The sequence below is a fragment of the Buchnera aphidicola (Microlophium carnosum) genome (assembly GCA_011752475.1).
Classification (GTDB): Bacteria; Pseudomonadota; Gammaproteobacteria; order Enterobacterales; family Enterobacteriaceae; genus Buchnera; species Buchnera aphidicola_BG.
This window is the reverse complement of the sequence record CP048747.1, coordinates 18,808-35,156: the sequence shown is the minus strand read 5'-3', so window position 1 is coordinate 35,156 and position 16,349 is coordinate 18,808. Positions and strand designations below refer to the sequence as shown.

At 25.9% G+C, this 16,349-nt stretch carries 12 protein-coding genes; 6 read left to right on the top strand and 6 right to left on the bottom strand.

The features are described from left to right. Positions 1–56 precede the first annotated feature (56 nt). Positions 57–1,634 carry a bifunctional phosphoribosylaminoimidazolecarboxamide formyltransferase/IMP cyclohydrolase gene (gene purH / locus G4A98_00150; protein ID QIQ41657.1) on the top strand — a complete coding sequence of 526 codons (1,578 nt, stop codon included), beginning with the start codon at positions 57–59 and terminating at the stop codon, positions 1,632–1,634. 126 nt (positions 1,635–1,760) lie between these two features. On the opposite strand, the gene metE is transcribed toward purH, so the two are convergent. Together metE and G4A98_00140 are read right to left on the bottom strand one after the other, a co-directional pair. Continuing rightward, complete coding sequence (gene metE / locus G4A98_00145; protein ID QIQ41656.1) at positions 1,761–4,034, bottom strand: 5-methyltetrahydropteroyltriglutamate--homocysteine S-methyltransferase; 2,274 nt, start codon at positions 4,032–4,034, stop codon at positions 1,761–1,763. A 964-nt stretch (positions 4,035–4,998) separates the two neighbouring features. Then, positions 4,999–5,817 (bottom strand): Cof-type HAD-IIB family hydrolase, encoded by an 819-nt coding sequence (locus G4A98_00140; GenBank protein ID QIQ41655.1) that lies wholly within the window; start codon positions 5,815–5,817, stop codon positions 4,999–5,001. Positions 5,818–5,999: 182 nt separating this feature from the next. Here G4A98_00140 and glmU point away from each other — a divergent pair, with 182 nt between their 5' ends. Further along, positions 6,000–7,373 carry a UDP-N-acetylglucosamine diphosphorylase/glucosamine-1-phosphate N-acetyltransferase gene (glmU, locus tag G4A98_00135; GenBank protein QIQ41654.1) on the top strand — a complete coding sequence of 458 codons (1,374 nt, stop codon included), beginning with the start codon at positions 6,000–6,002 and terminating at the stop codon, positions 7,371–7,373. A gap of 74 nt (positions 7,374–7,447) precedes the next feature. Continuing rightward, the gene (glmS, locus tag G4A98_00130; GenBank protein QIQ41653.1) at positions 7,448–9,277 is read left to right on the top strand and encodes a glutamine--fructose-6-phosphate transaminase (isomerizing); all 1,830 of its coding nucleotides are present in this window, start codon (positions 7,448–7,450) and stop codon (positions 9,275–9,277) included. A gap of 134 nt (positions 9,278–9,411) precedes the next feature. On the opposite strand, the gene rpoH is transcribed toward glmS, so the two are convergent. Together rpoH and ftsY are read right to left on the bottom strand one after the other, a co-directional pair. Continuing rightward, positions 9,412–10,266, bottom strand: coding sequence for an RNA polymerase sigma factor RpoH (gene rpoH, locus G4A98_00125; protein ID QIQ41652.1), 855 nt, complete (start codon positions 10,264–10,266; stop codon positions 9,412–9,414). A 157-nt stretch (positions 10,267–10,423) separates the two neighbouring features. After that, a complete protein-coding gene (gene ftsY, locus G4A98_00120; protein QIQ41651.1) occupies positions 10,424–11,563 on the bottom strand; it encodes a signal recognition particle-docking protein FtsY in 1,140 nt (379 codons plus the stop codon). Between the two features lie 98 nt (positions 11,564–11,661). On the opposite strand from ftsY, the gene rsmD reads away from it, so the two are divergent. The 3 genes from rsmD to dnaC all read left to right on the top strand — a co-directional run bounded on the left by rsmD (position 11,662) and on the right by dnaC (position 13,559). After that, the gene (gene rsmD / locus G4A98_00115; protein ID QIQ41650.1) at positions 11,662–12,234 is read left to right on the top strand and encodes a 16S rRNA (guanine(966)-N(2))-methyltransferase RsmD; all 573 of its coding nucleotides are present in this window, start codon (positions 11,662–11,664) and stop codon (positions 12,232–12,234) included. A 90-nt stretch (positions 12,235–12,324) separates the two neighbouring features. Continuing rightward, entirely contained in the window at positions 12,325–12,819 is a 495-nt protein-coding gene (gene dnaT / locus G4A98_00110; GenBank protein ID QIQ41649.1) for a primosomal protein DnaT, read from the top strand. Beyond that, positions 12,819–13,559, top strand: coding sequence for a DNA replication protein DnaC (dnaC, locus tag G4A98_00105; GenBank protein ID QIQ41648.1), 741 nt, complete (start codon positions 12,819–12,821; stop codon positions 13,557–13,559). The genes dnaT and dnaC overlap by 1 nt, the downstream gene beginning before the upstream one ends. Positions 13,560–13,576: 17 nt before the next feature. On the opposite strand, the gene efp is transcribed toward dnaC, so the two are convergent. Both efp and groL read right to left on the bottom strand, forming a co-directional pair. Then, positions 13,577–14,146, bottom strand: coding sequence for an elongation factor P (efp, locus tag G4A98_00100; protein QIQ41647.1), 570 nt, complete (start codon positions 14,144–14,146; stop codon positions 13,577–13,579). Between the two features lie 549 nt (positions 14,147–14,695). Then, positions 14,696–16,342, bottom strand: coding sequence for a chaperonin GroEL (gene groL / locus G4A98_00095; protein QIQ41646.1), 1,647 nt, complete (start codon positions 16,340–16,342; stop codon positions 14,696–14,698). Positions 16,343–16,349 lie beyond the last annotated feature (7 nt).

Sequence of the window (16,349 nt, the reverse complement as noted above, 5' to 3'; positions counted from 1 at the left end):
TCTTTATATTATATAACAAAATATTTAATTGTTTATTAAAAATAAGAAAATATATTATGCCATCAAATAATCTTATAAAAAATGCGCTAATTAGCGTTTCAGATAAAAAAAATATTTTAGAAGCAGCAAAAATATTAATAAAAAATAAAATTAATTTATTTTCAACAGAAGGAACTGCAAAAATTTTACAAAAAAACAATATACTTGTTACGGAAATATCAGATTATACAAAATTCCCTGAAATAATGGATGGACGAATTAAAACATTACATCCTAAGATTATGGGCGGTATTTTAAGAAGAAAAGATAAAGATAAAGAAATCATGAAATTATATGATATTTATCCAATAGACATAGTTATTGTAAATTTTTATCCATTTGAAAAAATAAAAAATATTAAAAACAATAATATAGATGATATTATAAATAATATTGATATAGGTGGACCGACACTTGTACGTGCTTCTGCAAAAAATTACAAGAATGTTATAATTATAGTAGATCTGTGTGATTTTGAATTTGTTATTAATTCTATTAATAATAATACCATGAATACAGAAAAAAGATTTTACTTAGCATCTAAAGCATTTCAATATACACTGTCTTATGAAAAAATTATTGCACAATATTTTATAAAAAAAAATACTTTTAATAAAAATGATAAAAGCAATTCTTTTCCTGAAGAAATAAATTTTTCTTTTATAAAAAAACAAGATTTAAGGTATGGAGAAAATCATCATCAAAAAGCATCTTTCTATATAGAAAAAAATATATTTCAATCTGGAACAATTAGTACGTCATATCAGATTCAAGGAAAAATGTTATCATATAATAATATATCTGATTCCGATATAGCATTAGAATGTGTAAAAGAATTTAATAGACCTGCATGTGTTATTGTAAAACATGGAAATCCTTGTAGTGTTTCGGTCAAAGATAATATTTTAGAAGCATATTTATCGGCATACCATGCTGATCCTGTTTCAGCATTTGGGGGTATTATTGCTATTAACTGTATATTAGATGAAAAAACAGCTCAAACAATTATTAATCAACAATTTGTTGAAGTTATTATTATACCGGAAATTAATGATTTAGCATTAAAAGTATTAGAAAAAAAACAAAATATAAGAGTACTTATTTCTGGAAAATTACAAAAAAATAAAATAGGACTAGATTTAAAAAAAATTACTAATGGATTACTTGTACAAGAACATGATTCTTATAATACAGATTATAAATCATGGAATTTTGTTACAAAACGAACTCCAACAAAAAAAGAATTAAAAGATTCCATTTTCTGTTGGAAAGTAGCAAAATTTGTAAAATCAAATGCAATTGTATACGGTCGTAATGAAGTTACTATCGGAATAGGTGCTGGTCAAATGAGTAGAATTTATTCGACTAAATTAGCCAATATAAAAGTTAGGGATCAAGGTTTTAATGTTGTTAGGGCAACTATGGCTTCTGATGCCTTTTTTCCTTTTAGAGACGGAATCGACAGTGCTGCCTCTGTTGGAATTAGTTGTATAATTCAACCAGGAGGTTCAATACGTGACAAAGAAATTATTGAAGCTGCAGATGAACACAATATAGCAATGATTTTTACTAATAAACGTCATTTTAAACATTAATTTTTTTGTTATTAAAAAAATCCATAAAAAATTTATAAGCATTAAATCATCATTTAGATTTTTATAAGTAGTCTAAAAGATGATTTAAGGTCAAAATTATATTTTTAAAATGAAAAATAAGTTCATTTAATTCAGACAATTCTCTTTGATTTTTTCCCTAAGTTTTTTAGTTGCTTCAACCATATTTTTTAAAGCTGATATTGTTTCATTCCAGTTTCTTGTTTTTAATCCGCAATCTGGATTAACCCAAATTCGTTTAATAGGAATATATTTTATTGCTTTATTTAAAAGAATGGTTATTGATTTTGTACTTGGTATATTAGGAGAATGAATATCATATACTCCCGGACCAACTTCGTTAGGGTATTGAAATTCTTTAAATGATTCTAATAATTCCATATCTGAACGAGCTGTTTCAATGGTAATCACATCAGCATCTAATAGTGCAATAGCATGCATGATATCATTAAATTCACAATAACACATATGTGTATGAATTTGTGTAGTATTTTTAACGCCTGCAGCACTTAAACGAAATACATCAACAGCCCAAGATAAATATTCATTCCAAGAACTTTTTCGTAGAGGTAAACCTTCTCGTAATGCTGGTTCATCAATTTGAATTATTTCTATTCCTTCTTTTTCTAAATCTAAAACCTCGTCATGCAATGCTAAAGCAATTTGTATCGCAATTTTTTTTAATGAAATATCTTCTCTAGGAAAAGACCAAAATAAAATTGTGACTGGTCCTGTTAACATTCCTTTCACTGGTTTTTTAGTTAAAGATTGAGCATATTTAGACCACTCTATAGTAATAGGTTGTGAACGACTAATATCTCCAATAATAATAGGTGGTTTTACACACCGTGAACCATAACTTTGCACCCATCCATGATTTGTAAATATAAATCCGTCTAAATGTTCACTAAAATATTCTACCATATCGTTTCTTTCAGCTTCCCCATGAACTAAAACATCTATGTCTAATTCTTCTTGTATTTTTATAACTTTTTCAATATGTTTTTTAATTCTTTTAGTATATTCTGCTACAGTGATTAAACCTAATTTAAAATCACGTCGTAATTTTCTTATATCAACAGTTTGCGGAAAGGATCCGATTGTAGTTATTGGTAGAATAGGTAAATTAAATTTTTTATTTTGTTGTATAGAACGAATTTCATAAGCATTTAAACGTTGATGTTCCTCAATTACAAAATTAGATAAACGATTATTTACTTGAGTTTTATGTACTCTTGTAGAAAATCTACGCTCATGGATAGGTAGACTCCATTTTGTAATCAAATCAATATTATTATTATTCAAAGCATTTGATAACAATCCTAACTCTGTACATTTTTGTACAGAAAAAGCAAACCATTTTTTTACTTCTTTATCTAATTTTTTTTCTGCTTCTAAATCAATAGGTGTATGTAATAAAGAACAAGATGAACCAATTAATATTTTTCTGTGATTCTTTGAGATAGCTTTAATAGTATTAAACCATTTTAAAAGATCAGAACGCCAAATATTTCGACCATTAATAACACCTAAAGATAGCATCCATTCTGTTGATATTTTAGAAATAAAACTTTTTAAATTATATTTTCCAAATACTAAATCAATATGAATACCTTGAATTGGAAGATCACGAATAAATTCTATATTATGTTCAATACTATCAAAATATGTTGTAAGTAATAGTTTTGTTATTCCAGATAATTCTTTGTAAACATAATAATAAGCTTCCTTCCATTTTTTTGGCAATTCTAAAACTAGTGCAGGTTCATCAATTTGAATAAAATCAACACCACGTTTGGACAATTCTTTTAAAACGTGTTGATATATTGGAACTATATCTTTTAAAATATCAAGACGATCAAAATATTCTCCTTTTACTTTTCCTAGCCAAAGATATGTAATTGGTCCTAAAAGTATAGGTTTCACTTTGTGACCTAACAACAATGCTTCATCTACCTCGTCTAAAATTTGTTTCCAAGAGAATTTGAGAATTTTATTTTTGTAAAACTCAGGTACAATGTAATGATAATTAGTATTAAACCATTTAGTCATTTCTGAAGCTGAAATATCTGGAGAGCATCCTCGTGCAACACGAAACAAACAATCTAAATCAATGGAATTAACCGTATTATGTCTTTCTGGAATATTTCCTAACATCATACTAGTAGTCAACACATGATCATACCAAGAAAAATCTCCCACGGGTATATAATCAATACCAGATTCTTTTTGTTTTTTCCAATTTTCTTTTCTCAATTTACAACCAACTGATAATAAATCTTGTAGTGGAAGATCGCCAGACCAATATTTTTCTTGAGCTTTTTTTAACTCGCGATTCAAACCTATTCTTGGAAATCCAAGAGTATGATTGAAAATTTGCATTTTAAATATCCTATTTTTTATAAGTAAGATTATTTTTTTTAAAATAATTTATAATTGCTTTCTATAAAATATATATCCTATAATTCTAACATTAAAAAATTAGCAATCCTAAATAGTTCATTCTGAATATGAAAAAATATCATGATTAAAATAAAACATCTTCACATACTATAAGCATTAAAAAATAACGATTCATTAAGTACAGCTACTACTCAAAACTACATTAAATACAATCATCTATAAACTCTTATCATATAATTATTTAATTATCTATTTCATGTCATAAATCTATTATAGGGATAATATTAGAATTACCAATTTTCTAAGAAACATGTTTTCAAGTAGAAATAATTTTTTTTTCTGACATAAATTTGAATACTCAACTATATTTACTAAAAAACAGCTCTATATTGTATTAACTTATGAAGTATTCCTACAGAGTAATTTATTTTATATACTAGTATTTACTTTTAAAATTTAATTAGTGTTTTTCTTAATAATCTTTTTATTTTTTGAAAAATAATATTATACTAGAACATATTGTATCTAAAATATTATTGACTTATCCTATTCAAAAAACAGACTAATTATATAGAAATGTTTTTTATAATTTTCTAATATTATACCTGTTTTAAAAAATACTAATAATACGTTACTGTTAATTCAAATAGTATCAGAACAAATGGGAATTACTGCACTGACCCAAATTAGGTAGTAGATGATTTTGAACATCAAGGATTAATCGTAAATAAAAAGAATAGGACATGAAAATAAGGACGATTATATGCAACTACACGTAATCGTGAATAAAGAAAACTAGTTATAAAAAATTTTATTCATTATATACGTTCACATGCTTTTACTTATTTACAATTTACTTATAATGTATTTAATGAAAAACAATTTCTTCAAAAGAATATTTCTTTTTTATTATTAAATGTCATATAAATATTTTTTATCAACTTTATACTATCTTTGCATTACTTTCTATAAAAATTTTATTTAAACACCTTGCAACACCATCATTGTCATTACTTTCAATAACTTCAAGATGAGGCAATGCATTTTTTAAACGTGAATCTGCATTTTTCATAATATATGCTTTTCCAGCAACAGTTAGCATATCTTGATCATTCATTCCATCTCCAAAAGCAATACAATTATTTAAAGGAATTCCTAGTAAGTTAGATATTAATTTTAATCCATAACCTTTTGAAGTACTTCCTGAAACAATTTCAAGACAACCGGGAACTGAAAAATTCATATGAACTTTCTTGCCATAATAATTCGCAATTGTTCTTTTTAGAATATATAATTTTTGAAAATTTCTACTTGTAAAAAAAATTTTGCTGATGTTATTAAAATTTAAATTATCTGGATGAAAATATTGATATTTTAATATTGAAAGAGCAGAACAAAATTTATTATCTATTTTATTATTATTTATGTACCATTTATTATTTTGATATATTTGAGTAATTATTTCTGTATCTAAATATTTTATTCTGCAAAGTTTTGAAGCAATATTTTCTTCTAGATCATTACTAAATATTAATTCATTATCTAAATTATAAATTTTAGCTCCATTAGAAGTAATCATAAAAATATTTATTTTTAAACTATCTCTAATTTCCATAACATCTATATAATGACGACCTGAAGCAAAAATGAAATAAAACCTTTTTTTTATCAATATCCGTATAATTTCTTGAGTATATTTTGTTATTTTATTCTTTGAAGAAAGCAAAGTACCATCTAAATCTACTGCAATAATGTAACACATAAACAATCCTAAAAAATATAATATATTTTATTATAAAAAACATATTATATATACATAAATTCATAGATAAAAATTATTTATTAAAAATTTTATAATATTGAACTAATAGATTTAAAATAAAAAAACAATTCATAAAAAATTACAAATCTTTTATTTAATAAAATATATAAAAAAGGATATTTATGTCAAAACAAGAAATAATTATAGTAATACTCGCTGCTGGAAAAGGAACTAGAATGCAATCTAATTATCCTAAAGTATTACACTATTTAGGAGGAAAAACAATTTTAGAACATGTAATACAAACAGCACAATCTATTAAACCTGAAAAAATTATACTGGTTTATAACACTCAAAAAAAAATTGTATTGCCTAATATTAATAATATTCCGATTCAGTGGGTAATACAAAAAAAACCACAAGGAACAGGACAAGCTATACTATTAGCAATAAAAAAAATTTTAGATAATAAAGAGATACTAGTTCTATATGGAGACGTACCATTTATTTCAGTTGAATCAATAAAAAAACTGCAACAATCTAAAAAAAAATCAAAAATTAGTTTATTAACTGTAAAAGTAAAAAATCCTAGTGGATACGGACGTATTTTGCGAAAAAAAGGAAAAGTCATTGGTATAATAGAAGAGATAGATGCTACTAATAAACAAAAAAATATCCAAGAAATATATTCAGGAATTTTTATAGCAACGAGTAAAGACTTAAAAAGATGGTTAGAAAAAATTGATAAAAACAACAAAAAACAAGAATTTTATGCAACAGATATTGTATCTTTAGCTTATTTAGAAGGAAATTTTATTGCAACAGTACAACCTATTAATTATGAAGAAATATTAGGAATAAATAATAAATTACAATTATCTGCTTTAGAGAGAATTTTCCAAAAAAAACAAATTGATAAATTGCTTATCAACGGAGTTACAATAAAAGATCCATCTAATTTCATTCTTAGAGGAACATTGCAACACGGAAAAAATGTTGAAATAGATACCGGTGTAATTTTAGAAAGTAATATTATTTTAGGAAATAATGTTACCATTGGTCCTGGTTGTATTATTAGAAATAGTATTATTGATAGTCAGACTAGTATTCAAGCATATACAATCATAGAAAATGCTAAAATAGGAAAAAGTTGTATTATAGGTCCATTTGCTCATTTACGATCAAATACTTTATTAGATAAAAATGTTCAAATAGGAAATTTTGTTGAAATAAAAGATAGTATGATTAAAAAAGAATCTAAAGTAAAACACTTAAGTTATCTTGGTAATTCTGAAATTGGTTCTAAAGTAAATATTGGAGCTGGTAGTATTACATGTAATTATGATGGTGTAAACAAATTAAAAACTATTATTGGTGACAATGTTTTAGTCGGATCTAATACACAATTAATTGCACCGATAAAAATTGTAACAAACACAACGATTGCAGCAGGAACTACTTTAACAAAAGATGTAAATACAGCTTGTTTAGTTTATAATACTAAAAAACAAATATATAAAAAAAACTGGATTCGTCCTAATAAAATTAAAAAATAATCATATATAGTTCATCAAGTTAGTATATTTATTTTTAAAATAAAACTGTTTTAATAAAAATAAAAGGTATCAATATGTGTGGTATTGTTGCTGCAGTAACACAACGTAATATTACTAATTTTCTTATCGATAGCATTAAAAAACTAGAATACCGAGGATATGATTCTTCAGGATTAGCTGTAATAGACGATAAAAATAATATTATTAGAATTCGTTGTGTTGGTAAAGTTAATGAGCTTGTAAAAAAAATACATAAAAAAAAAATACTTGGTAATGTTGGTGTAGCTCATACCCGATGGGCTACTCATGGAAAAGTTTCAAAAGAGAACACTCATCCACATATTTCTTCAAACATTGTTGTTGTACACAATGGAATTATTGAAAATAATTCTACATTACGTCTTTTTTTACAAAAAAAAGGATATATATTCTCTTCTGAAACTGATACGGAAGTAATTGCACATTTATTACATTGGGAACAAAACAAAAAAAAAGATTCGCTGAAAAACGTTATACAAAATAGCATAAAAAAATTAGATGGTAATTATAGTATGGTTGTAATTGATAAAAATAATCCCTCAAAATTAATAGCTGCACGTTCTAAAAGTCCATTAATCATAGGATTAGGAGTAAAAGAAAACTTTATAGCTTCTGATCAAATCGCATTATTGCATATAACAAAACGTTTTATATATTTAGAAGAAGGTGAAATTGCTATTGTTAAAAAAAAGGAAATTAATATCTTCAACGAAAATAATTCCATAATACAGCCAAAAGAAATCATATCTAATATAGAATACAAATCAGTAAAAAAAGGAAAATACCGTTATTATATGGAAAAAGAAATATATGAACAACCTAAATCAATTCAAAATACTTTACAAAACCGATTAAAAAATAGCTATGAAATATTTTTTTCTGAATTAGAATTAAAAGCAAATCATATATTTTATAATACAGAAAATATTCAAATAGTTGCATGTGGGACGTCATATAATGCCGCGATGATTTCCAAATATTGGTTTGAATCACTTGCTAATATTCCTTGCGATGTTGAAATTGCATCTGAATTTTCTTCAAGAAAACTGATTGTAAGAAAAAAAAGTTTATTCATTACTTTATCGCAATCAGGTGAAACTGCTGATATATTATCAGCATTAAGATACTCGAAAAAGTTTGAATATTTAGGAAATTTAACTATATGTAATATGGAAAGTTCTTCTCTAGTTAAAGAATCTGATTTCTATATATTAACTAAAGCAGGTTTAGAAATAGGAGTAGCTTCAACAAAATCTTTTACGACTCAATTAACTGTTTTACTTATGTTAGTTGCTAATATAATAAATTTAAAAAAAAAGAATAATAGTATTTCAAAAAAAATTATACAAACATTAAATGTTTTACCTATTAGAATTGCAGAAGTTCTAAAAAAAAATAAATTAATAAAAAATATAGCTGATAGTATAGCTAATAAAAAAAACATGCTATTTCTTGGAAGAGGAAATCAATATCCAATTGCAATGGAAGGAGCTTTAAAAGTAAAAGAAATTTCTTATATTCATGCTGAGGCTTATCTATCTGGAGAACTCAAACATGGTCCTCTTGCCTTAATCGATAAGAATATACCAATCATTATGATTGCCCCTAAAAATTCATTGTTTGAAAAAAATAAAAAAAATATAAAAGAAATATGTGCTAGAGGAGGTATAATTTATGTATTTTCCGATCATATATTTGATTATGAAGATAATATAAATGTTATAAAACTACCGTATGTAGAAGAATTAATAGCACCTATTTTTTATACAATACCCCTACAATTACTTGCTTACTATATTGCATTAAAAAAAAGAAAAAATATTGATCAACCAAGGCATCTTGCTAAATCAGTTACAGTAGAATAAAATTTATTTGTATAAAAAAATTATTAAATTTAAAAAAGAGTATGAGTTTTTAATTTAATAAAACTTAATCTCATACTCTATACAAACATTTTTTAATTAAACTAAATTATATTATATTGAGATCGTATTTTAAACTAAGCTTCTATAGCTATCTTCAACTTTTTCATCGCATTTTTTTCTAATTGTCGAACCCGCTCTGCCGAAATTCCATAATTATTTGCTATAGTTTGCAAGGTATTTTTTTTATTTTTATCCAACCAACGTGCGTGAATAATATGACGACTGCGTTCGTCTAATCTTAATAATGCATTACTTAATTTATTTGCTGCATGTTCTTTCCAATCATCTTGCTCAACGCCAATAGCAAAATTAGATTTTTTATCTTGTAAATATTGCATAGAGTTATTAATTTTTCCATCAAAATCTTTTTCTGGTAATGGATTCAAAGTAACATCTTGAGCAGACATGCGAGATTCCATCTCTCTTACATCACCACTACTAACTCCTAACTCTCTAGCAACTATTTCAATTTCTTCTTCATTAAACCAACCTAATCTTTTTTTTGTTTTTCTTAAATTAAAAAATAACTTTCTTTGAGATTTAGTAGTTGCAACTTTAACGATACGCCAATTACGTAAAACATACTCATGTATTTCAGATTTGATCCAATGAACAGCAAAAGAAACAAGACGTACTCCTATTTCTGGATTAAATCTACGTACTGCTTTCATTAATCCTATATTACCTTCTTGTATGAGATCAGCTGGAAGCAAACCGTATCCTGAATAATTGCGTGAAATATGAATTACAAAACGGAGATGGGATAAAATTAAAGTTTTTGCGGCATCTAGATCGCTATTATAACGCAATCGTTTAGTCAGTGTTTTTTCTTCTTGTATTGATAGAACAGGCCATAAATTAGCTATCCTAATATAAGCATCTAAATTACCTGGTGGTGTTACAGATAAAATCTGTACTTTATTAATCATTTGAATTCCCGCATCAACGAATTATATGTACTAAATTATTAATATGTGGGACACATCTATAGTACTTTAATTAAAAATATAAATCAAAGATTTATATAAAATAATTTATCTATGTTTTATAAGATAAAAATATTATTATTTAATAATATTTTATTTTTTATATAAATATAGACTCAATAAATTCTTGACTATTAAAAATACCTAAGTCTTGTATTTTTTCACCAATACCAATATAACGAATTGGAATTTTAAATTGATCGGCTAAAGAAAAAACCACACCTCCTTTCGCTGTTCCATCTAACTTTGTAATTATAATTCCAGTTAAATCTAGTGCTTTATGAAATATTTCTGTTTGTTGTATTGTATTTTGTCCATTACAAGAATCAATAATTAATATTTTTTCATGCGGTGCCGTTACATCTATTTTTTTAATTACTCTAACTATTTTTTTTAATTCTTCCATTAGGTATGATTTATTATGTAATCTACCTGCTGTGTCAATAATTAAAATATCTATTTTTTTTGATTTTGCGGATTTTATCGCATCAAAAATAACTGCTGCAGGATCCGAACCGGGACGTTGTGCTATTACTGGTATTTTATTTAATTTTCCTAATACTTGTAATTGTTCTATACCTGCAGCTCTGAACGTATCTGCAGCAGCTAACATTATCGATTTTCCTTCCGATTTGTATTTTTGTGCTAATTTAGCAACTGTTGTAGTTTTTCCTGTACCATTAACTCCTACCACTAAAATCACAAAAGGAATATGACTAGATATTTCTAAAGGAACTTCTACTTTTTTTAAAATGTTGTACATATTTTTTTTTAATAAAAAATATAATTTTTTAGAATTTTTTAAATCTTTATGATTGACATCCTTAATTAAATTACTAATAATTTGATTAGTAGTATTAATTCCAATATCAGCAAGTAACATCTTTTCTTCTAATTCTTCAAAGAGCATGTCATCAATTTTTTTTGATAAAAAAATATGATTAATTCCCTCACCAAAAAATTCTTTTGTTTTTTTTAAACTTTTTTTCAAACGTAAAAAAAAATTTGTTTTTATGTTTTCGTATTGCTCTACATTATGATTATCATCATTTAATATTTCTACCACATCTTTTTTTATATTATCTTTTTTAATTGATAAAGGTTTTAAAATACATGATTTTTTGTTATTAAAACTATTATTTTTTTTTTCTTCATTACATTCTATTTTATTTATTGTTTCCTTTTTTTTTATTTTAGAACTTAACCAAGAAAAAAAACCATTTTTTTTACTATCTTTCATATTATTTACCTTATACTTATAAGTAAAAATTATTTTTATTAAAAATTTAACATTAATTTTTAAATAAATTATATCACTAACATAAACAACCTAACAAAATGAATAATTCTCTTTTAAAAAAAAATGGTAAAATTTACATTATTTCTGGAAAACTTAAAGGAAGAAAAATATCTTTTAATAATATTCCAAATTTACGCCCTACTACTAATCAAATAAGAGAAACACTATTTGAATGGTTAGCTAAATATATTAAAAACGCTCGATGTCTAGATTGTTTTGCAGGTAGTGGCGCATTAGGAATAGAAGCTATATCCCGATATGCTAAATTTTCAACTTTATTAGAAATCGAGAAGAAAACATTCTTTAATCTTCAAAAAAATATAAAAAAATTAAATATTTCTAATTTAGAAATAATACGTACTAACACACTTCATTGGCTAAAAAAAACTGGAAAACCATATGATATAATCTTTATCGATCCTCCTTATCATCAAGGATTAATTAAAAAAACTATTGATTTACTAGAAAAGAAGGAATGGATTAAAAAAAACTCCTTTATTTATATAGAACAAGAAAAAAAACAATCTCTCATAATACCGAAAAATTGGATTTTATATAAAAAAAAAATTACAAATAAAATACAATGTTATCTATATATTTTTAATATATAAAAGTAATAAAAATTATAATATTTTGTGTTAAAAAGTCTAATAATATACAATATATCAATTCTTAAAAAATTAAATTAGGTAAAAATGTTCATGAAAATTTTAGTTTCTGATGATATATCTCTTGATTTATTTTGTAAAAATCCAATACATACTTTAGAACAATCAAATAAAGGAATTGTAGCAGTGATAAAAAATAATTCCCCTATTTTTTATGTAATTACACCTGATGTATTAAAAAAAATATTTGATCTTGAACATCACGTATTACAAAAGAATATAAAAAAACAAAATATCTCAAAAAAATTTTCAATGCATCCAAAATGGACTCCTGATAAAGATTTTATTCATCAAGCAGCGTTATGGGGAATTATTTTAACTGAAGAAATATTAGAATCTGAACTCGCATCTTTTATTTCTTATTGGCAAGCAGAAGGTTGTTTTTTCCATCATATACAATGGCAACAAAAATTCGCTAGAAGTTTGCAAAAAAGTAGATCTATGAATTATATATCACAAAAAAAACGAGATATTACATATATTCCAACACCTGATCAAACTATACCAAATGGATTCAGAGGTAAATAATGACATTTTATACTGAATTCTTTAAACGTCTTCAACGTATAATGCCTAAGAATATTAAACCTAAATTTGATAATGATGAAGCTTTATTAGCTTGGAATCAAGAACAAGGAAGATTATCTTCTGAATCTATATTACGTGAAAATAAAGCAATGAAAATGCAACGTGTTTTAGGTCGATCAGGTATTCGAGAATTATATATGAATTGTTCATTTGATAACTATAAAGTTGAACATGATGGTCAAAGAAAAGTACTTAAAGCATCAAAACGATATGCAGAAGAATTTAATAAAAATATTGCTAGTTTTATTTTTTCAGGAAAACCTGGTACAGGTAAAAATCATTTAGCATCTGCTATAGGAAATTACTTAATTTTACATGGAAAAAGTATTTTACTTGTAACAGTAGCTGATTTAATGTCTAATATGAAAGGTACATTTAGCGGTACCAGTAATATTACTGAAGAAAATTTATTACATAACCTAAGTAGTGTCGATTTATTAATGATTGACGAAATTGGTATGCAAACTGAATCTCGTTATGAAAAAGTAATTATAAATCAAATCGTTGATAGAAGATCGTCTTCTAAACGTTCCACTGGAATGTTATCTAATTTAGATCATAAAGGGATGAAAAGTTTATTAGGTGAAAGAGTTATTGACAGAATGCGTTTAGGAAATAGTTTATGGTTAACTTTTGGATGGGATAGTTATAGACAATATGTTAATGGAAATGAATACTAACAAATATAAAAAATGTTTTATTTTACTCGAGATACATATTCACCAGATCTCGTATCTACTTTAATTATTGAACCAATTTGAATAAATAACGGTACTCTTAAAACTGCACCTGTACTTAATATAGCCAATTTAGTACTACTAGCATTGATAGTATTACCTTTTAGAGTTGCTTGTACGTTTATAACTTTAATATTCACAAAATTATTAGATACAATTGAAATCGGTTGATTGTTCCATAAAGTTACGGTACATGTATCTTGTTCTAACAACCATTTTTTATGAATTCCGATAATTTTTTTTTCTACTGATAATTCTTCAAAAGTATTTTGATTTATAAAATACCAAAAACGACCATCGTTATATAAATAAGAAAGTACACATTCTACAACATCAGCTACTTCCAAAGAATCTGTAGATTTAAATACCTTTTCTATCAGTTGTTTTGTTAATAACTTGCGCAATTTTACACGAACAAAAGACTGTCCTTTTCCAGGCTTTATAAATTCGCTAGACTCTATCAAACACGGTTCATCTTCAAAAATAATTTTACAACCCGCACGAAAATTATTAGTATGATATACTCTCATGAAAACCTCTATTGCCATAAAAATATAACTGCTCATATAAAATTATTCTGTAATTTTTTACAAAAATTACTAAGAATTTTAAAAATATTTTAAATTTGTTAAAGATCTGTAAAAAATAAAAAATCCACTAGATTATCTAAAAGAATTATTCTAAGAAAATTAACTGACATATTATATAAATGAATTATGTTATAAATAATAGATGTTATTCTGAAAAAGAATTGTATATAAAAATAAAATAATAAATATAATAGATTAACAGGGATAAACATATATATAAAATAAAAAATTAAATAATAAAAAATATTATAAATTATAATCTATACTTGTCTTTCCGTCTCATATTAACTTTATACAAAAAATTATTTTATACAAGTATACTATTACAAATAGTATTTTATATAAATTTTATTCTATTGTTAAAAAATTAGTTTGATTAAAAAAATTTTATGTTCAATAAATATAAAGAAACTTTCCTCAAAATAATTATTTTGAGGAAAGATATTTTTAAAATAATCCAAAATTACTATAGAAAAACATAATCCCTTATTACATCATTCCACCCATACCGCCCATTCCTCCTGCAGGAGAAGAACTGGATTCAGAAGCTTTATCTTCTTTCGGTAAATCAGTCACCATACATTCTGTTGTTATCATTAAACCAGCAACAGAAGCGGCGTATTGTAAAGCAGAACGTGTAACTTTAGTAGGATCTAATATACCAAAATCTATCATATCACCATATTCATCGGTAGCAGCATTGTAACCATAGTTATCTTTTCCATCTTTAACATTATTAGTAACTACGGAAGGTTCTTCACCGGAATTAGAGACAATTTGACGTAATGGAGCTTCCATGGCACGTAGAGCTACACGAATTCCTACATTTTGGTCTTCATTTTGACCGCGTAAATTAGATAATTTTCCTGCTACTCGTACTAATGCAACACCACCACCAGCGACCACACCTTCTTCTACAGCTGCGCGAGTAGCATGTAATGCATCTTCTACACGAGCTTTCTTTTCTTTCATTTCTACTTCTGTAGCTGCACCTACTTTAAGTACTGCAACTCCTCCAGATAATTTAGCTAAACGCTCATTTAATTTTTCTTTATCATAATCAGAAGTAGCTTCGTGTATTTCTTGACGAATTTGACTAATTCTGCTTTGAATTGAGTGTTTTTCTCCTACACCACCAATTATAGTTGTGGTATCTTTACTAATAACAACACGTTTTGCTTGTCCTAAGTCTTCTAAGGTAGATTTTTCTAATTCCATAGCTAATTCTTCAGAAATAACAGAACCACCAGTAAGAATTGAAATATCTTGCAGCATGGCTTTTCGACGATCACCAAATCCAGGAGCTTTTACTGCAGCTACTTTCACAATTCCTCTCATAGAATTGACTACTAACGTAGCTAAAGCTTCACCTTCTAAATCTTCTGAAATAATCAACAATGGTTTTCCTGATTTTGCAACAGATTCTAATATTGGTAACATTTCACGAACATTAGATATTTTTTTATCAGCCATTAAAATATATGGGTTTTCTAATTCAACAATACCTGTTTCTGGTTTATTAATAAAATATGGAGATAAATAACCTCGATCAAATTGCATACCTTTAACAACTTCAAGTTCATCTTGCAGACCAGTACCTTCTTCTACTGTAATTACTCCGTCATTTCCAACTTTTTCCATTGCTTCTGCAATTAAAGAACCAACTTTTTCATCTGCATTTGCAGAGATAGTTCCAACTTGTGTAATTGCTTTAGAATCAGAACATGGTACAGATAAATCTTTTAATTCTTCTACAGCACTAATAACAGCTTTATCGATACCACGTTTAAGATCCATTGGATTCATACCAGCTGCTACTGCTTTTAAACCTTCATTTACTATAGATTGCGCTAATAATGTTGCTGTTGTAGTACCATCACCTGCTGCATCATTTGCTTTTGATGCAACTTCTTTTACCATTTGTGCTCCCATGTTCTCGAATTTATCTTCTAATTCAATTTCACGAGCTACTGATACACCATCTTTAGTAATGCTAGGCGCTCCAAAAGATTTATCTAGAACAACATTTCTACCTTTTGGCCCTAAAGTTACTTTAACTGCATCTGCTAATACATTAACTCCACGAAGCATTTTAATTCGAGCTTCATTTCCGAATTTCACATCTTTAGCGGCCATTTGACAT